Annotated in this window: 26 protein-coding genes and 1 tRNA gene; 23 read left to right on the forward strand and 4 right to left on the reverse strand. The window is 41.6% G+C overall.

All coding sequences use genetic code 11. The annotated features are described in order from the left end of the window. The first annotated feature begins 27 nt into the window (after positions 1-27). Positions 28-969 (forward strand): competence type IV pilus ATPase ComGA, encoded by a 942-nt coding sequence (gene comGA / locus SM122_RS08565; RefSeq protein ID WP_195327213.1) that lies wholly within the window; start codon positions 28-30, stop codon positions 967-969. Continuing rightward, entirely contained in the window at positions 902-1,933 is a 1,032-nt protein-coding gene (gene comGB / locus SM122_RS08570) for a competence type IV pilus assembly protein ComGB (protein WP_195327253.1), read from the forward strand. The genes comGA and comGB overlap by 68 nt, the downstream gene beginning before the upstream one ends. A 63-nt stretch (positions 1,934-1,996) precedes the next feature. Here comGB and SM122_RS08575 read toward each other — a convergent pair whose 3' ends face one another. The 4 genes from SM122_RS08575 to SM122_RS08590 form a co-directional block, all read right to left on the reverse strand. Next, positions 1,997-3,442: a recombinase family protein gene (locus SM122_RS08575; protein ID WP_324738209.1), complete on the reverse strand. Its 1,446-nt coding sequence runs from the start codon at positions 3,440-3,442 to the stop codon at positions 1,997-1,999. Between the two features lie 131 nt (positions 3,443-3,573). Continuing rightward, positions 3,574-4,110 (reverse strand): hypothetical protein, encoded by a 537-nt coding sequence (locus tag SM122_RS08580; RefSeq protein WP_324738211.1) that lies wholly within the window; start codon positions 4,108-4,110, stop codon positions 3,574-3,576. 14 nt (positions 4,111-4,124) lie between these two features. Beyond that, positions 4,125-4,502, reverse strand: coding sequence for an ImmA/IrrE family metallo-endopeptidase (locus SM122_RS08585; RefSeq protein ID WP_324738212.1), 378 nt, complete (start codon positions 4,500-4,502; stop codon positions 4,125-4,127). Further along, positions 4,499-4,852, reverse strand: a complete 354-nt coding sequence (locus SM122_RS08590) for a helix-turn-helix domain-containing protein (RefSeq protein WP_324738213.1) — start codon at positions 4,850-4,852, stop codon at positions 4,499-4,501. Before SM122_RS08590 ends, SM122_RS08585 begins: the two co-directional genes overlap by 4 nt. A 165-nt stretch (positions 4,853-5,017) precedes the next feature. On the opposite strand from SM122_RS08590, the gene SM122_RS08595 reads away from it, so the two are divergent. The 21 genes from SM122_RS08595 to SM122_RS08690 all read left to right on the forward strand — a co-directional run bounded on the left by SM122_RS08595 (position 5,018) and on the right by SM122_RS08690 (position 15,662). Then, positions 5,018-5,233: a helix-turn-helix domain-containing protein gene (locus SM122_RS08595; RefSeq protein WP_049473947.1), complete on the forward strand. Its 216-nt coding sequence runs from the start codon at positions 5,018-5,020 to the stop codon at positions 5,231-5,233. A gap of 38 nt (positions 5,234-5,271) precedes the next feature. Beyond that, positions 5,272-6,147: a replication initiator protein A gene (locus SM122_RS08600; RefSeq protein ID WP_324738214.1), complete on the forward strand. Its 876-nt coding sequence runs from the start codon at positions 5,272-5,274 to the stop codon at positions 6,145-6,147. 144 nt (positions 6,148-6,291) lie between these two features. Beyond that, complete coding sequence (locus SM122_RS08605; RefSeq protein ID WP_324738215.1) at positions 6,292-6,945, forward strand: ATP-binding protein; 654 nt, start codon at positions 6,292-6,294, stop codon at positions 6,943-6,945. Between the two features lie 210 nt (positions 6,946-7,155). Beyond that, the gene (locus SM122_RS10925) at positions 7,156-7,299 is read left to right on the forward strand and encodes a BOW99_gp33 family protein (protein ID WP_407700474.1); all 144 of its coding nucleotides are present in this window, start codon (positions 7,156-7,158) and stop codon (positions 7,297-7,299) included. Position 7,300: 1 nt separating this feature from the next. Continuing rightward, on the forward strand, positions 7,301-7,558 hold the full coding sequence (locus tag SM122_RS08610) for a hypothetical protein (protein WP_324738216.1): 258 nt from the start codon (positions 7,301-7,303) through the stop codon (positions 7,556-7,558). A 183-nt stretch (positions 7,559-7,741) separates the two neighbouring features. Continuing rightward, positions 7,742-8,068: an HTH domain-containing protein gene (locus SM122_RS08615; RefSeq protein ID WP_324738217.1), complete on the forward strand. Its 327-nt coding sequence runs from the start codon at positions 7,742-7,744 to the stop codon at positions 8,066-8,068. Next, on the forward strand, positions 8,065-8,820 hold the full coding sequence (gene bet, locus SM122_RS08620; RefSeq protein WP_324738218.1) for a phage recombination protein Bet: 756 nt from the start codon (positions 8,065-8,067) through the stop codon (positions 8,818-8,820). The genes SM122_RS08615 and bet overlap by 4 nt, the downstream gene beginning before the upstream one ends. An 18-nt stretch (positions 8,821-8,838) precedes the next feature. After that, positions 8,839-9,804 carry a DUF1351 domain-containing protein gene (locus SM122_RS08625; protein ID WP_324738219.1) on the forward strand — a complete coding sequence of 322 codons (966 nt, stop codon included), beginning with the start codon at positions 8,839-8,841 and terminating at the stop codon, positions 9,802-9,804. Next, on the forward strand, positions 9,798-10,226 hold the full coding sequence (ssb, locus tag SM122_RS08630; RefSeq protein ID WP_324738220.1) for a single-stranded DNA-binding protein: 429 nt from the start codon (positions 9,798-9,800) through the stop codon (positions 10,224-10,226). Before SM122_RS08625 ends, ssb begins: the two co-directional genes overlap by 7 nt. Before the next feature lie 24 nt (positions 10,227-10,250). After that, a complete protein-coding gene (locus SM122_RS08635) occupies positions 10,251-10,580 on the forward strand; it encodes a hypothetical protein (RefSeq protein ID WP_324738221.1) in 330 nt (109 codons plus the stop codon). Between the two features lie 3 nt (positions 10,581-10,583). Continuing rightward, entirely contained in the window at positions 10,584-11,093 is a 510-nt protein-coding gene (locus tag SM122_RS08640) for a hypothetical protein (RefSeq protein ID WP_324738222.1), read from the forward strand. Between the two features lie 185 nt (positions 11,094-11,278). Further along, a complete protein-coding gene (locus SM122_RS08645; protein ID WP_324738223.1) occupies positions 11,279-11,797 on the forward strand; it encodes a MazG-like family protein in 519 nt (172 codons plus the stop codon). Then, positions 11,784-12,179 (forward strand): helix-turn-helix domain-containing protein, encoded by a 396-nt coding sequence (locus SM122_RS08650; RefSeq protein WP_324738224.1) that lies wholly within the window; start codon positions 11,784-11,786, stop codon positions 12,177-12,179. The genes SM122_RS08645 and SM122_RS08650 overlap by 14 nt, the downstream gene beginning before the upstream one ends. A gap of 2 nt (positions 12,180-12,181) precedes the next feature. Then, complete coding sequence (locus SM122_RS08655; protein WP_324738225.1) at positions 12,182-12,739, forward strand: DUF1642 domain-containing protein; 558 nt, start codon at positions 12,182-12,184, stop codon at positions 12,737-12,739. A gap of 103 nt (positions 12,740-12,842) precedes the next feature. After that, the gene (locus SM122_RS08660) at positions 12,843-13,355 is read left to right on the forward strand and encodes a DUF1642 domain-containing protein (protein WP_324738226.1); all 513 of its coding nucleotides are present in this window, start codon (positions 12,843-12,845) and stop codon (positions 13,353-13,355) included. Next, the gene (locus tag SM122_RS08665; protein WP_324738227.1) at positions 13,352-13,741 is read left to right on the forward strand and encodes a YopX family protein; all 390 of its coding nucleotides are present in this window, start codon (positions 13,352-13,354) and stop codon (positions 13,739-13,741) included. Before SM122_RS08660 ends, SM122_RS08665 begins: the two co-directional genes overlap by 4 nt. Continuing rightward, positions 13,741-14,028, forward strand: coding sequence for a hypothetical protein (locus tag SM122_RS08670; protein WP_049473912.1), 288 nt, complete (start codon positions 13,741-13,743; stop codon positions 14,026-14,028). Before SM122_RS08665 ends, SM122_RS08670 begins: the two co-directional genes overlap by 1 nt. A gap of 160 nt (positions 14,029-14,188) precedes the next feature. Next, on the forward strand, positions 14,189-14,464 hold the full coding sequence (locus SM122_RS08675) for a hypothetical protein (RefSeq protein WP_324738229.1): 276 nt from the start codon (positions 14,189-14,191) through the stop codon (positions 14,462-14,464). 206 nt (positions 14,465-14,670) lie between these two features. After that, positions 14,671-15,054 carry a hypothetical protein gene (locus tag SM122_RS08680; protein ID WP_324738230.1) on the forward strand — a complete coding sequence of 128 codons (384 nt, stop codon included), beginning with the start codon at positions 14,671-14,673 and terminating at the stop codon, positions 15,052-15,054. Continuing rightward, positions 15,055-15,489, forward strand: coding sequence for an ArpU family phage packaging/lysis transcriptional regulator (locus SM122_RS08685; RefSeq protein WP_049473908.1), 435 nt, complete (start codon positions 15,055-15,057; stop codon positions 15,487-15,489). A gap of 101 nt (positions 15,490-15,590) precedes the next feature. Continuing rightward, a tRNA-Lys gene (locus tag SM122_RS08690) sits at positions 15,591-15,662 on the forward strand. The last annotated feature ends 89 nt before the right edge of the window (positions 15,663-15,751 follow it).

Here is a 15,751-nt window from a genome sequence, read left to right on the forward strand (position 1 = left end):
CGAATAGTATAAGTGAGAGGAGGAACTATGGTTCAAGAAATTGCAAAAAAACTGATCCGTATGGGGAAAAAGGAAGAAGCTCAGGATCTTTACTTCATTCCTCGGAAGGAGAAGTACCAAGTTTTTATGAGGGTGGGAGACGAGAGGCGCTTTGTGCAGTCCTTCCCTTTTGAGGAGATGACAGCTATTATCAGCCACTTTAAGTTCGTAGCAGGGATGAATGTGGGAGAAAAAAGGCGCAGCCAGCTAGGATCGTGTGATTACCCTTTGGAGAATGGAGTGGTCTCGATTCGCTTGTCGACGGTGGGGGATTATCGTGGTTATGAAAGCTTGGTCATTCGGCTCTTGCATGATGAGGAACGTGAATTGCGGTTTTGGTTTGATCAGTTGCCAGACTTGCAGAAGAAATTGGCCGGTCGTGGTCTCTATCTCTTTGCAGGTCCTGTTGGTTCGGGAAAGACCACTCTCATGCATGCTTTGGCGCAAGAGCGCTTTGCGGACCAGCAAGTCATGTCTATTGAAGACCCTGTCGAGATCAAGCAGGATAATATGCTTCAGCTTCAGCTGAATGACCAGATCGGCATGACCTATGACAACCTGATCAAACTCTCCTTACGCCATCGGCCGGACCTTCTCATCATTGGAGAGATCCGAGATAAGGAAACAGCTCGTGCAGTCGTACGAGCTAGTTTGACAGGAGTCACCGTCTTCTCTACTATTCATGCCAAGAGCGTTCGAGGTGTTTATGAGAGGCTCTTAGAACTTGGAGTGAGTGAGGAAGAGCTCAAGATTGTTTTACAAGGTATTTGCTACCAACGATTAATTGCAGGAGGAGGTGTGGTCGATTTTGCGACGGAAAACTACCAAGAGCACTCAGCCAGCCGCTGGAACCAACAAATGGATCTCTTGGCTCAATCGGGATATATCCAGCTGGCTCAGGCGCAAGCCGAAAAAATTATCTACCGCTAAACAAAAGCAAATCATCGAATTGTTTTTGAATCTTTATTCGAGTGGTTTTCATCTGTCTGAGATTGTCGATTTTCTGGATCGCTCTCACCTAGTGGAGAGTCGTTTGGTTTCCCAGATGCGAGAGGACCTTTCTCGGGGCCGGAGTTTTTCAGAGATGATGGCGGGGATCGGTTTTTCAGATGCAGTGACGACACAGCTGTCTCTCGCTGAGCTCCATGGCAATCTTATATTGAGCTTGGAGAAAATCAGTGCTTACCTAGAAAACATGCGCAAGGTCAAGAAAAAGCTGATTGAGGTGAGCACTTATCCTCTTATCTTGCTTGGATTTTTAGTTCTGATTATGCTAGGCTTGCGCAATTACTTGCTTCCTCAAATGGATGCTCAAAATATTGGGACGCAATTGATCAGTTCCTTCCCCCAACTCTTTTTGGTCTTAGGAGCGGGACTGGTGACCTTCTTCTTACTCGGCTTTCTCTATTATCGAAAGTCAGGCAAGATCAACGTTTTTAGAACCTTGTCTCATCTGCCTTTCGGAAAAGGCATGATTCAAGCTTATTTGACAGCCTATTATGCCAGAGAATGGGGCAATCTGATTGGGCAAGGATTGGAGTTGTCTCAGATTTTTTCCATGATGCAGGACCAAAAATCCCAGCTTTTTCAAGAAATTGGAAGGGACTTAGCTCTTTCTTTAGACCGTGGCCAGTCCTTTTCAGAGACGGTCAGGGGGTATCCTTTTTTCAAAAAAGAATTGCCCCTTATGATTGAATATGGTGAAGTCAAATCAAAGCTCGGAAGTGAACTAGAGATCTATGCTGAAAAAACATGGGAAGATTTCTTTCGTCGGGTTCACAAGGCCATGAATGTGATACAACCCTTGGTGTTTGTCTTTGTAGCTCTTGTGATTGTCTTACTCTATGCAGCCATGTTGCTGCCGATTTATCAAAATATGGAGGTTCATTTATGAAAACATTAAAAACCTATAAGGTTAAGGCCTTTACACTTATTGAAAATAGCGTAACCAAATTTATCAAATTTTCCAGCGGATCACTATCTTGTCAGATGTGACTTGTACCTTTTCAATCAGCTCTCTGACAACGACTTTTTGATTATCGTAGGACATATCCAGTACACTGCTGGCATCTAATAGTTTTTCAATCTTCTCTCTTTTGCCCGCTTGCTTATCAGTAACGGCTTTTTTTATTTCTTCTTCCAGGGTAGCCCTTTGCTTGATGAAATCTGAAGACTTGGTCCTTAATTCGTCCAGCGTGATCCTATCGTCCAAGTATAGATCGTTCAGCTTGCTAAGTTTTAGTGTTAGCCCGTCTATTTGTTTTTGGACTGCCTGCTTGTCAACGGCAGGGCTGGTATCGTCCGAAAATAGTTCTTGTATCTTGTCCGGATCATTTTGTAGCTGGGAAATTCGAGTTAGTACATAATGCTCTAGTAGCTCCATATCATAGTAGCCAGATTCGCATTTCTTGTTGTCATTGTAGACCGTGACACCTTTTGTCTTTCGAGGGTGTCTTTGGTAGCACTCGTATCTTTTAAATCGTGTGCCGTCCTTTCGCTTTTGACCTAAAATGACTTTTAGGGGCGCGTGACAGTAACCACATTGAGTCAGTCCGGATAGCATATATTTAGCCTGGAATGGTCGAGGGTTCGACAGTTCTTTGGCTGTCTGCTGCCGTTTGGCCAGCTCTCTTTGCGTTTGCTCAAAGTCATCTAGCGAGATTATAGCCTTGTGTGTGCCTTGGAATGTTTGGCCTTTGTATTGATTGAGGCCACAATATACAGGATTGGCTAGTATTCCTCTGATTGTGCGATAGCTCCATGCCGGCTGTTTTGGGTATTCCTCGTTTATCTTATCCCTTAGTTTAGTTATTGACATACCAGCCAAATATGACGAGTATATCTCTTTGACTGCCAGGGCCTCATACTCGTTAACGGTCATTGACCCTGTTTCTTTGTCGTAGTTGTAGCCATATGAGGTTTTAGCCCACATCATAGACTTTCCAGCTTTAGCACGTCCTAGTTTGCCTAGCTGCATACGCTCTTTTATCTGCTCTCTTTCGAGCTGAGCAAATACGCTCAAAAGTCCTATAACGGCCCGCCCGAAAGGTGTAGACGTGTCGAAGTTTTCCAGCAGGCTAACGAACTCAATATTATTTTTTAAGAAGATATCCTCGATCAAGTAGAGCGTGTCCTTTTGGCTCCGGCTCAATCGGTCCAGCTTGTATACTAGTACTGTATCAAATAGCTTGCTCTGGGCATCTTTTATCAATTGCTCAAGTGCTGGGCGCTCGGTTGTAGACCCAGAAAAGCCCCCGTCAGTATATACCTTGTAAATGTGCCAGTCCTTTATATCGCAGTAGCTTTCCAGTTTTGCCTTTTGTTCTTCTACTGAGTAGCCTTCTTCGAGCTGAGAAGTAGTTGAAACTCGAACGTACAAGGCTACTTTATTTATTTCATTCATTGTCTTTTTCCTCCATTTCTGATAAAATAGAGTACATAAAGAGTTCTTTCAAAATATTCATTTTGAAGCCTTTCCTTATCTTGACTGCCTCACGCTCAGACTCGCCAAAGTTTGAGAGCGTGGGGCTTTTTTTATTTGTCGTAAACCATCGCGCCATTTTCTTCATGCGCAAGTTGAACCTCGTCTTTGTCATGCACATAAACGGGCGGTGCTGTAAAACCTTTATCAGTGATTTTATATGTCTTTTCGACATCGTTTTTTATTTTAAGCAGGCCGTCCGCTGTCTGGTGTAGCTGGTCGTTTGTCAATTCAGATGATGCGACTGGTAGCAAGACAGCTACTCTATCACTGCGATAGTATACGTCCATTTGACTAGAGTCAAGCCATTGTTTATAAGAGTTCGCAAACTGATCCAGTAGCGGTCTAGCCTTACTTACCCGTCCAGTAGCCATTCTATATTTCTCTTCGCCTTGGTTTTCTTCTTTGCTTTTGGCTTTAGCCTTGTCTACCAGCTCCCAAGCCTTTTCTTTTTGCGTTTTTTCTGAGCTGGACTCGGTTGTCACTTGCTCGGTTGCTTCTTCTTGGCTTGGTTCAGATTCTTCGTTTTGACTGCACCCGGCAATAAATAGAGTTAGTATTGCTACTGCTGCGAGTGTTACCTTTTTCATATTTTTCCTCCCGGCTATCCAACTAGCCTATAAAATTCATCAATTACCATTAATTCGTCGGTTACTGATTTAAGTTTGTGTTTTTCCATAAAATTTAAGTAATTAAAATCTTCCTTGTCTACTCTTTCCAGCTCCTCTCTTAAAAGCGCGTGTATCATGGCCCGGTTGGCTTCATTTTCGCACTTTATCGGGTTGATAATATAATTAGCCTCGGTATGCTCTAAGTGGCCCAATTCGTGCAATATGACCCTTTTCTGGGCCTCTCTAGTTAGTGATTTGTTAACGAAGATAATCCTCATATCTGAGATTATCATTCCTGGCCGTGGCCATAGGTCGTTATCAAAGTAAGCAAGGGTGACTCCCTCACTATCGCATATTTCTTCTATCGTCATAATCTGCCTTTTAGATACCCCTCGATAATATTCTGTATAGCCACGATATCGCTTTCTGTTAGTGGCTTACCGTCGAAAGTCTTTGCGCTTTCGGCAAGTTTGCGCAGGTCTGTTTCAGAGTACCCTGTTTCAGTGGTTTGCTCTGCTTCATCTTCCCAACCCATAAGGTCAGCGGGTGAAATATTCAACGTTTCAGAAATCTTCTTTAGTACCTCTGGACCGACCTTTTCTATATCCCCTCTTTCGTATCTGAATATAGTTGAGCGAGAAACTCCCACGCGCTCAGCGAGGGTATCGGCAGAGATCTTCAATTCTTTTCTTCTTAATTTAATTCTTTCTCCGACATTCATGATTTTTTCTCCTCTTATATATTACACGTTAATTTTACACCCTTAGTTTCAAAAACGCAACAAAAAAGTTTCAAAAATGCGATTTTTTTGTTGACAAACTTTTCTGGTCATGTTATACTTGATTCAACAAGTCGCAGAAGTGCGACAAAAAAGAAAGGAGAATACATGGTTAATGTATCAAAGTTAAAAGGTAAAATCGTAGAGCGAAACACCACGCAAGAAGAACTTGCTAGTAAAATTGGTGTTACTAAAAGTACGTTTTACCGCAAGATGAAGCGAAATGGCAACTTTTCAATCAAGGAAGTAAACTTGATCGTGTCAGCCCTCAATCTTTCAAAAGATGAAGCTATGGCCATTTTTTTTAGCGAGACAGTCGCATAAATGCGACAATCTTGCAGAGCAAATAGAAAGGAGAAAGAATGCCACTGAAGATAGACGACTATAAAGATTTTGAAATGTTTTATAAACTCCCTCAAGAGTTGTTCGATGAATGTTTCAAGGGGTTGTCAATCGGTGCTAAGGTCTTATACGCGATCTTGCGGGACAAATGGGGTCAGTCACAAAAGAACGGCTGGCATGATGAAAATGGTATCTATTGCAACTTCTCAGTTAAGTTACTCTCGGAGATAATGGGATGCTCTGAAAAGACAACTATATCTTATAAAAAGGAATTAAGTAACTATCACTTGATTTCTGAACGTAGACAATTTAACTCAACTAATAAAATCTACGTGAATAGAGTATCAGAAGCAAAAAGATACGTACATGAAGATTTTACATGTACGGAGGTGAAAAATTTACATCACGTACATGAAGATTTTACATGTACGGAGGTGAAAAATTTACAATCTAACCAGACTAATATTAACCAGACTAATTTAACCAGACTTAATGATAATGATGATAGGCCTCAAAAATTAGAAAATATTCAATCTGGAACTATCGCACAGACACTCAGAAGTCGAGGTTTTAAATTAGATCAAATTCAATTTCAACAGTTATTTGACTATATCGCTTTAGACGGTATGAATATAGAACTTGTCCAGCTTGCCATCAGCAAGTCAGCAGACAACGAAGCTAGAAATTTCAGATATCTAAAAAGTATCTTGGATAACTGGAAGAAAAACGGTGTGACAACGGTCGAGGAAGCGGAGCGGGCGGATGAAAAGTATAAATCATCTAAAAAGCCTAAAACGCATAACAAGCGTAAAGAAGCCATCCCTTACCCTATCAAAAACCCAGTATTCAGCCCTTACACGGACTTGCTACCCTGGGAAGAAGATGAGGAGGGATAGCCTATGGATCTACCACTTGTCTATCACATTAATGAGTCTGAAACGTGTGAAATACATCAATGTTTCAAGTGGTCGTTAAACGATGATGTACCTTTGCAGGATGAACGGAACAGAACCTTTTGCCCAGAGTGTCAGCGCGAAAAAATGGCGCGTGAGGAAGAACAGAAAATCGGTCAAGCTCACACAGCTACTATCTTGCGCAAGACTTACGACGTGCTGGATAAAAACAGCATCGTACCAAGCGGACTGAAAGAAGCTAGTTTTAAAAACTTCATGGTTACTAATCAAATTGACCGTGAAGCCAAGAATTACGCTTTACGTTTGGTATCGCACTACTTGCACGATGGGAAAGGTAACGCTCTGATAATGGGGAAAGCTGGACGCGGTAAGTCACATCTAGCTATGGCAGTAGCAAGTAAGTTGAACGCTGACTGGAAAGCAAACAAGCTACCAAAGAGCATACTATTTGTTAACTTGCCAGCCTTGTTTATCAAAATTCAAAACTCTTTCAACCGTAAAGAGGGAATGACCAGTAACGAATGGCTGGAACTACTAAAGAAAGTTGACTATCTGATATTGGACGACCTCGGACGGTCTGATAACGCTCAGTGGAAGCAGGACTTTTTATACAGCTTATTAGACGAGCGAGAAGCAACAATCATCACAACGAACCTTGTAGGGTCAGAGATGAAGTCACTTTTTGAAACCGGACTGGTCAGCCGAATCACAAAAGGCGGACGGGATCTTTACTTTAAGTACCCGGATAATGCAGAGGATAGGAGGAAATTGCCGTTTTGATTGACAAAATGATTGAGGGCTTCGAAGCTACTTGCTACGAGCTTTCGGATGAGATTAAAGCTAAGCTACTAGCTAGTGATCCGGATAGTGCTAGAGGTAAGATCATGGACCTGTACGCTTGCCGGCTAGCTGGCAGAGCATAAAAAAAGACCCTTGGAGAAGGGAACTCCAAGCGGTCAAGAGATAAAACTTTTCTAAGGGAATTATAACATGACTAGAATTAAAAATCAATGGCGACCGCGCATAATCAATATTATGGCGGACGGTAGCCAAGTAGACGACCTAACAGGGTACACGATACCAAAAGACAGCGGATATTATAACGCAATCAGACGAATTAATAAGGAGATATGAAATGTATAACGATATTTTGGCCTGTATGACAATTGCAGGAACATTTTTTGCAGCAGGCTTCGCAGGGGCGATTTGGGATTTTAAACGCGCACAACGCAAGAAAGCAAGACTGGCAAAACAGGAAGCGATCATGCAACAGTACGAGGAAGATCTACAAGAGAAATTCAACGAGGGCTACCAAGCATTTCAAGCTGATCTAGCTTACGCACGGAAACACTCTCACTCTGATAATGACTGGAGCACTGCAGATGTTATATAGCAAAAAAATTAAAGCATTAAAGCAAGAGATACATTTTCAGAAAATCGACCTAGAGGGTAAGAATAATATACTTCGAGTAACCTTGAACGATAACAGAAAGTTGCGGAAGGAACTTAACCAAAAAAACCAACTTTTGAAAAAGTATCAAGAGGTCTTAATGAAATATCAAGGGGAGGGTAAGCTATGAACGAACGCTTACAGCTAATACTAGCCTGTATCAGAGTAGGACGGGCGAATGTACTGACCACACGCGACATTGCCAAAATGACGAACTTATCAGTCCGTAAGGTTCGAGGTGGCATCGCAGAGCTTCGACTTAATTACTCGGTGCCTATCGTGGCCAGCCGGTCATTGCCTCGCGGTTACTATTTTGCAGAAAATGACGATGAGTACACGGCATGGGTTCTGCAGTACAAGAAGCAGATCAAGACAGAGCAGAAGCTACTGAACAGCTTGAAATCTACAAAATGGGATCACTACAAGAAAATCAAAAAGGAGATAAAACAATGACAAACAACCAAGTGGCAGTTAAAACAACAGGAGACTTTCTCACAAACCCGCAACTATTGAATGCAAAGATCGTGAAGCAGTATCTTGATCCATCTGGCAAAGCCAGCGATGAAGAACTAGCCTACTTTATCGCAACGTGTAAAGAGCGCAATCTAAACCCATTTACCAAAGAGGTTTATTTCATCAAGTATGGAACAAACCCAGCACAAGTAGTTGTTTCAAAAGATGCCTTTATGAAACGAGCTGAACAAAACCCTAACTTTGACGGGTTTGAAGCTGGCATCGTGGTAGAAACTCCAGAAGGTGAGATAAAGCAGATCACAGGCACAATCCACAGCAAACATGATGAGCTTTTAGGGGGCTGGGCTAAAGTCTACCGCAAAGATCGCAGTTTTCCTATAGAGGTAGACGCAGACTTTAAGGCTTACAACACAGGAAAATCTATGTGGGCCAAAATGCCAGAATTGATGATCCGTAAAGTAGCTCTCGTGTCTGCAATGCGTGAAGCATTTAGTGAAAATGTTGGAGGCTTGTACACAGCGGACGAAATGGAGCAAGCGCAACCTATTGATGTGACACCAAAAGAAAGCCGTGAAGAAGTCATGAAACGCAAACAAGCGCAGATTGAACAGATGAAACAGGAACAACCAAAGAAAGAAGTTGAACCAATCGCAAGCACGGAATACCCAGCGGAAGAAATGCCTTTTGTAGCAGAAGAGCTACCAGAAGAGATTGACTTACCTTTTACTTAAAAAAGGAGACACAGAAAAATGAAAGAAGCAGAAACAATTAACCAGCTTGACAATATCCAGATCAATTTTGAACCTGCCAAGGTCGCATTTAGCGACTTTGGAGCGTTCGAGGCTGGGATTGAGCAAGCTATTGCAAAATACGGGACATTTGACCTTGAAGTCAACACGATTGAAGAAGTCAAACAAGCACGGACTGACTTGAACAAATTGAGCAAGAGCCTTGAAGATCGCAGAAAAGAAATCAAGGGTAAAATAAACGAGCCTTACACTGAATTTGAAAAGGCTTACAAAGTACCTTACGGCAAGCTGGAAGATTTGATCGATATCTTGAAACAACAGATAGATGGCTATGAGGACGCTCAGAAGGAATTGCGACAAGATACGGTGCGTAACTGGTTTAAAGAGAAAGCCCTTGAGGGCAATCTTAACCCAGACATCTTTGAGCAATATCTGGACGGTTATACCAAAGCTGGACAATTCAAAAAGGATAGCTTCCAACTGTTAAAGAAAACAGAAACGGAGTTAGAAGCTATTGTACTTGCTGAATTGCAAAAGCAAAACCAGAAAGACCAAGATATCTCGATTATCAGTAGCCAGTGTGCTACTCACAACATCGGGCCAGCTACTTATATTCGGGCCTATGAAAGCGGTCAGACACTAGCAGAAGTGCTTGATAGTATCACTGCAGACATCGAGAGTGCCAAGCTATTTAAAGAGCGTCAAGAGGCACAGAAGCGAGCAGAGGAAGAACGCAAGGCAGAGATCGAGCGTATGGCTAAAGAGCAAGCAGAAGCAAGTATCAAGGCCTACGATGCAGAAACTGGTGAAGTTATCGAAGATGAACCAAAACCAGCACCAACAAATAGTAAATACGTTACTACTATCAAGTTTTGGTTTGATCTCGAACAGGCAAAACAATTCAAAGAGTGGTTAGACACTCATAACATCAAATTTGAAACCGTGGAAGGAATGAAGAAATGTTAAATAGCGTATGTCTTGTCGGTCGTATGACCAAAGATGCAGAACTACGATACACTCCAAGCAATCAAGCAGTAGCTACTTTTAGCCTAGCTGTTAACCGCAATTTCAAGAGCCAAAACGGCGAGCGTGAAACCGATTTCATCAACTGTGTGATCTGGCGTCAGCAAGCAGAAAATCTTGCAAACTGGGCCAAGAAAGGGGCTTTGATTGGAATTACAGGACGGATTCAAACACGGAGCTACGAAAACCAGCAAGGTCAACGTGTTTATGTCACTGAAGTCGTAGCAGAAACCTTCCAGCTTTTGGAAAGTCGGAAAGACCGTGAAGCTGGGCACTCACAAGGATACAGCCAGCCAGACTTTGGACGGCACGAACCAATGAATGCAAACCCGATGGATATCTCAGATGATGATTTGCCATTTTAAAAATGTAAAACAAGGAGAAATAACATGAAACAACAAAAGGAATTTTACGCAATCGCAAAAGATAACAACAACCGATTTTTGGCTGAGTACAAAAATAATGACAGAGCATTAACATTCACTGCTAAAACAACCGATGATATCCGCTTCGCATTGATTTTTGAAAAAGGAAACGAGAAAACTGACAAATCTATAGAAAATCTAGCTAAGGCAGTAGGTGGTCGCCTGGTTAAAGTTAAAGCCGAGTATGAGATTACCGAAGAAGACGGATCGGAGTTAAAAGATCCGGAAGTAGGCGATGAAGAAGATGAATTCAAAGATTTTTTGAGCCGTTTATTGAAGCGTGGTTTGGAGTAGCGAATGAAAGAATTGACATTATCGCTTGACGCTTCCACTAGCGCGACAGGCTGGGCTGTATATGACGGCCCGGTCCTGTTAGAAAGTGGGGTCGTTAACCCTAAAGGCACATTTTTAGAGCGGGCCTTACAAATGGCGAACAAACTGAAAGCTATCCAGTCACGGCTTATTTTAAAGTATAACAAGCCTTTTAAAGAGATTGTGATCGAGCAAAACAACGTCGGAGGTGGCAACCAGCAAACGATGGTTAAAATCGGAATAGCAACGGGCATTATCCTTTCCCATCTTATCGCGGACCGCGTTTACTTTGTTAACGTGCGGACCTGGAGAAAGCACTTTGCTATTAAAGGCAAAGGCCGGCAGGTTTTGAAACAGCAAGCAATCGACATCGTGGCAGATAAATTTAATAAAGATGTTAAGGACGATGAAGCGGACGCAATCTTGATCGGGCTATATTTTGAAGAAATGTACAGCTTCAGGGACGGCCTAGAAAATCATCGTTTAGGTATTTGAGATGGAAAAGGAAAACTTACTACGATCCAAGCGTATCTATGAGAAACGGCTGAGCGAGGAACTACAGCTTAAAACAATCAGCAATACGCGAGGACACCACTACAGCGCGAATTATCGCGGATGGCTACACAAGGAAATTAAAGCCATTGACAAAAAAATAAAAGAAATTGAGGGGGACATGATAGATGGATATTGACAAAATTGAGGAACTAACCGAGCTTACCAGACAGTGGTTTATTGACCGGGACATCACACAGGGAGATGTCTTTAAGCAGACGCTCAAGCTATTCGAAGAAATGGGGGAGTTATGCGCAGGGTATGCCAAGCAAAAAGAGCAACTAACCAAGGATAGTATTGGAGATTGTGCCGTGGTTGTCGTAGGACTCGCAATGATGATCGAACTTGATCCAGTTGAGATCATGATTAAAGCGGTAGAAACCAGAAAGGGCGATGTTAAAGATTGCTTTGAGTTGATGATCGAGAATGCGAGTGAATTTCAATTTACTCGAAAACACGAAGTTAAAATAAACGCTAAGTTTAACTTGCTGAGAATCGTGAGCTATTTAAAAGCGATTGCGCATAAATTAGGCTATGACTTCGCAGATTGTTTCGAACTAGCTTATAACGAGATCAAGGACCGGAAAGGTCGCTGGGTCGAGGGTAGCTTTGTAAAAGAGGAGGACCTGGAAAATGAACCGGATTAAAGAACTAAGAAAACAACGGAAGCTAAGTCAAAGAGCCTTATCTGAACAAATTGGTGTAAATATTAGAACCGTACAACGTTGGGAACGTGGAGAGGGCGCGATGAAGCCCCCGACAGCAGAGGGTGTAGCCAATTTCTTTGGAGTTGGTGTGGGGTATCTTTTGGGGTATTCACAAAAACCAGATATTCCAGAGAAAGAAGATCTACAGCTTTCAAAACGTCAATATTACATGCTGAAATTAATTAGTATTAAGGCGTGTTTGTTACGCGAACAAGAAGAGATAAGCGCGCAAGACTTGAGCGATATTAAGAAAGAAGCCAGATGCTTATATGAGGATCTGGTATGGATGCAATTTGAAGCAGAAGAAAGAGAAGGTGAATGAAAATGAATAAACGAGAATTAATTGAACACATTAATAACACATTATTTGATAATTTGAAAGATACATTGTTCACAGAACCTACACTTTCAATCACAGAAAGCGCAAAAGATAATAAAGTGACAATAGCGTTTGAAACCGAGCAGGGCGGTCTCCTTGTGGGCGGTATGTTAAAGAAATTTGAAAAAGTCACGATCCCATGGTTTATTGCTAACTGGATCGCACTAGCAAAAAAAGAAGGCTATAACATTAGAGGTGCAATTGAACAAGCACCAAGGGGCGATATTGAAGATTGGCTCGAACTTGAGAATGTGGATATCTTTGCAGAAGCTTGGGTGAATGGTTACCATGTCGATAAAGAAAAAATGTATCTTGTGAATATGAAAGGAATTGATAAAACATCTTATCTTAATCATGATATCTTAAAGCAAACGTGGTTTTTCAGTATTGAGCATGATGGTTTTACTGTACGAACCCACCACACCCGCAAAGATCTTGAAGAAGCTGGCTTTGGGGATGTGTTTGATAGCCCGTTGTTTGAAGTTGAAGAGGTGGAAGAATGATAATATCGACCGAAGAATGGATAAAATTCAGAGAAGACGGACAAAAATTTGCCTTGGAGAAAATCGAAGAATTATTTCCAGACAATAATGATGAGGTGGAAGAATGAATAAACAAGAATTAATTGAAAGAATTATAAATTTGCCTTACGAAGCAGGCGTGGTCACGGATACGCTCAAGATCAATCGAGCCGGATTGATAAATCTGATCGATCAATTCGACGAACCGCAGAAAGTCCAAGTCCCGCAAATCGTCGCTGACTATATCAAATATACTAAAGACGCTGACTGGGATCTGCAAGAAGCGATGGACGATGTGGCTTATGAAGATAATAAAGATCTTCGAAAATGGTTTAACAATAATATAGAAACTTTCGCCCGTGCTTGGCTTGATGGCTACGAGATCGAGAAAGAGAAGCGGTATTATGTAAGGTTTAAATGGATTGAAGAATCATATAGTTACTTAACCTTGATTAAGCACCTAAACGCTTGGACGTTATCGTCAATAAAATTAGATAAAAAATTTCGGACAGAACACACAAAAAAACAGCTTGAAGAGGCCGGGTTTGGTTGGGTGTTTGATTGCCCAGGAATTGAGATTGAGGAGGTGGAAGGATGATTCCAAAGTATAGGATGTGGAATGAAATCATATCAAGATTGCATAGTGTTGATGGATTATATTTTGATAGAGAAGTGGCTCAATATAAAGATGAAGTAGGTGTATCGAGACTTATTAAGTTTCAAAATGCTATCCTCATGCAATCAACAGGCCTGTATGATAAGAATGGCAAGGAAATCTTTGAGGGGGATATACTTGGCGTTGATACCGATGAAGAGATTGTGAACTTAAATATTTATTGGGATAGCAAACATGCTTTATTTATGTTTGAGTCGAAAAAATACAACGAGAAGGATCTCTTGGCTGAATTGGTTGAAGACAATACTTATCCATTTGAAATCATCGGCAACATCTACGAAAATCCAGAATTGTTGGAGGTGGAGTGATGTCACTGAATAAAACAAGAAAACGATTGATTAGGAAGTATCGTGGATATTACAATGGCCGTCTTTTAGGATTAAAAATAAAAACGGCTGATGATAAAAAATGGACAATACTTTCTCCAACTGTCGAAGATTTTGATCCAGATAGTATGGTTATGGAAGCAGGGGTTATTGATGCTAGTGTACTATCGGGCAATGGTATCACTTTAGAGAATAAGGAAATAACGATCAGTTTTGGTTTTTCCAAAAAAGGAAATAGAAAATTGAGAGAAGCTTTGAGGGGGTATTAATGGACCTACAAAACTTTATATACCTACTATTCACACTGGTCTGGCTATCTGGTCTGATCTGGGCTGGTGGGATAGCTTTTATTCTCACTGGCAACGGAGACTATGCAAGAATTGGCAGTATAGGTCAATTTTACAAAGATCTGATCTCGGAGGACGAGCGATGACGAATAATGCAAAGCTAGTATGCGCGAATATCGCGTTTGTATTCTTCATCCTATTCGTGGTATATATCAACCTAAACGCACGGGTTCGAGTGCTTGAAACGAGCAATAGCGATCTACAGCGAACAATCCAAACACAAAAGGACGAGCTTGAGAAAATCGAAGAAAAAAACACAATGCAAGACGTGATAATTAATAAATTGAACAACGATTATAACTCACGTATGGCTCAAGAATTACAAGAAATTGCCGATATGAACGGCGTGGGGGGATAACATGATTAGAGCGATAAGGTTTGAAAATGAAAGTAGGTTAGGAGATCCCAGATCCCCGGCTGAAAAGTTGGAGATTTTTATTAATAAAACTTCGTGTGAAGTGCTGAATGTTGTCGTTACTTCGACGACAAAATTTGAAAATTCCTCTTACGAGAAAAGAAGCTGGGCTGATGAAATACTTTTGATTTATCGACGGAGGGAAAAAGATGGACTTGAAGAAAGAGTTCTTCCAGGAAGCAGACAAGGCGATAGCTGAATTTGACTCTATCTATGATTTTTTTAAAGTCGCGAAAAGTCACAATGCTTACCAAGACGGAGCGCGCTATGAAAAATACAAGAAACAAAACAGAATGCCATCATCTGCAATCGTCGCGAAGTTTGTAGGTTTTGTCGAAACTGATCTGCTTTACGAATGTATGAAAGAGTCACTTGATAAAGTAGGCCCAGGACGGTCTAGTGAGGACCTGGTGGAACGATTTTACAGAGATAATCATAACTACAAGCGAAACGGAGAACGCAAGCGAGAGCGCCGTTTAAGACGGAAGTTGGAAGCATTAGATTTAATCTTAAAAATGGAAGGGTGGGATTGAATGCTTTTTGGTGAAGTGTTAAAAAACAAAACAAAGGAGAACGCAGATAACACCCTAAAGAACTACCGCGTACTGTTAAGAATTGCTGGGGAGGAATACAGCCCGAAAGTAACAGCTACTTACTCCCTGGAACCAAAGAGCGCACCAAGTTCCCCAAGCCGACAAACTGAGCAGATGGTGATTAGACGGGTAAGCGCCCAGCAAGAGCTGGAGCTTATGGCATCAGCTATTAACCGGCTGTCTGATCTCAATCTATCACAGATTTTGATTGAGCGATATTGCAGAGTGAGATTTAGACAAGACAAGGCTATTTATCCAAGCCTAGGATATTCGGAAAGTGAATACTATAGATTGCTGGATCGGGCATTATTAGAGTTTGCAGAGGCTTATAAAGCAGGGGAATTGCTAGAGTATAGATTTCTGGGAGACAATTGAAAGAAAGTAGGGAGTAAAAGCGCTGTATTGAGTGGTATTATAGTATTATCCAATGAAGTAGGAAGGACCTGCGCCATTTGGTTGTCTCCTTATAGTAGGTTGCTGGGTAACTCAACGGTTAGAGTAACGGACTTTTCACCCGTATAATGTAGGTTCGATTCCTGCCCCGGCTATAAAAAGCACCGCAAAAAATAGAAAAATGAAAGTGACCGATGATGTAAGTTTGGTGCTACTTGCTAGGCCCTTTGAATTATTTTGTCAA

Source organism: Streptococcus gingivalis, from assembly GCF_035544715.1.
GTDB lineage: Bacteria > Bacillota > Bacilli > Lactobacillales > Streptococcaceae > Streptococcus > Streptococcus gingivalis.

Excerpts from the sequence above, each read along its gene's own strand:
- comGA (WP_195327213.1), top strand. The coding sequence starts at position 28 with ATGGTTCAAGAAATTGCAAAAAAACTGATCCGTATGGGGAAAAAGGAA.
- SM122_RS08575 (WP_324738209.1), bottom strand. The coding sequence starts at position 3,442 with ATGAATGAAATAAATAAAGTAGCCTTGTACGTTCGAGTTTCAACTACT.
- SM122_RS08580 (WP_324738211.1), bottom strand. The coding sequence starts at position 4,110 with ATGAAAAAGGTAACACTCGCAGCAGTAGCAATACTAACTCTATTTATT.
- SM122_RS08585 (WP_324738212.1), bottom strand. The coding sequence starts at position 4,502 with ATGACGATAGAAGAAATATGCGATAGTGAGGGAGTCACCCTTGCTTAC.
- SM122_RS08590 (WP_324738213.1), bottom strand. The coding sequence starts at position 4,852 with ATGAATGTCGGAGAAAGAATTAAATTAAGAAGAAAAGAATTGAAGATC.
- SM122_RS08595 (WP_049473947.1), top strand. The coding sequence starts at position 5,018 with ATGGTTAATGTATCAAAGTTAAAAGGTAAAATCGTAGAGCGAAACACC.
- SM122_RS08600 (WP_324738214.1), top strand. The coding sequence starts at position 5,272 with ATGCCACTGAAGATAGACGACTATAAAGATTTTGAAATGTTTTATAAA.
- SM122_RS08605 (WP_324738215.1), top strand. The coding sequence starts at position 6,292 with ATGGCGCGTGAGGAAGAACAGAAAATCGGTCAAGCTCACACAGCTACT.
- SM122_RS10925 (WP_407700474.1), top strand. The coding sequence starts at position 7,156 with ATGACTAGAATTAAAAATCAATGGCGACCGCGCATAATCAATATTATG.
- SM122_RS08610 (WP_324738216.1), top strand. The coding sequence starts at position 7,301 with ATGTATAACGATATTTTGGCCTGTATGACAATTGCAGGAACATTTTTT.
- SM122_RS08615 (WP_324738217.1), top strand. The coding sequence starts at position 7,742 with ATGAACGAACGCTTACAGCTAATACTAGCCTGTATCAGAGTAGGACGG.
- bet (WP_324738218.1), top strand. The coding sequence starts at position 8,065 with ATGACAAACAACCAAGTGGCAGTTAAAACAACAGGAGACTTTCTCACA.
- SM122_RS08625 (WP_324738219.1), top strand. The coding sequence starts at position 8,839 with ATGAAAGAAGCAGAAACAATTAACCAGCTTGACAATATCCAGATCAAT.
- ssb (WP_324738220.1), top strand. The coding sequence starts at position 9,798 with ATGTTAAATAGCGTATGTCTTGTCGGTCGTATGACCAAAGATGCAGAA.
- SM122_RS08635 (WP_324738221.1), top strand. The coding sequence starts at position 10,251 with ATGAAACAACAAAAGGAATTTTACGCAATCGCAAAAGATAACAACAAC.
- SM122_RS08640 (WP_324738222.1), top strand. The coding sequence starts at position 10,584 with ATGAAAGAATTGACATTATCGCTTGACGCTTCCACTAGCGCGACAGGC.
- SM122_RS08645 (WP_324738223.1), top strand. The coding sequence starts at position 11,279 with ATGGATATTGACAAAATTGAGGAACTAACCGAGCTTACCAGACAGTGG.
- SM122_RS08650 (WP_324738224.1), top strand. The coding sequence starts at position 11,784 with ATGAACCGGATTAAAGAACTAAGAAAACAACGGAAGCTAAGTCAAAGA.
- SM122_RS08655 (WP_324738225.1), top strand. The coding sequence starts at position 12,182 with ATGAATAAACGAGAATTAATTGAACACATTAATAACACATTATTTGAT.
- SM122_RS08660 (WP_324738226.1), top strand. The coding sequence starts at position 12,843 with ATGAATAAACAAGAATTAATTGAAAGAATTATAAATTTGCCTTACGAA.
- SM122_RS08665 (WP_324738227.1), top strand. The coding sequence starts at position 13,352 with ATGATTCCAAAGTATAGGATGTGGAATGAAATCATATCAAGATTGCAT.
- SM122_RS08670 (WP_049473912.1), top strand. The coding sequence starts at position 13,741 with ATGTCACTGAATAAAACAAGAAAACGATTGATTAGGAAGTATCGTGGA.
- SM122_RS08675 (WP_324738229.1), top strand. The coding sequence starts at position 14,189 with ATGACGAATAATGCAAAGCTAGTATGCGCGAATATCGCGTTTGTATTC.
- SM122_RS08680 (WP_324738230.1), top strand. The coding sequence starts at position 14,671 with ATGGACTTGAAGAAAGAGTTCTTCCAGGAAGCAGACAAGGCGATAGCT.
- SM122_RS08685 (WP_049473908.1), top strand. The coding sequence starts at position 15,055 with ATGCTTTTTGGTGAAGTGTTAAAAAACAAAACAAAGGAGAACGCAGAT.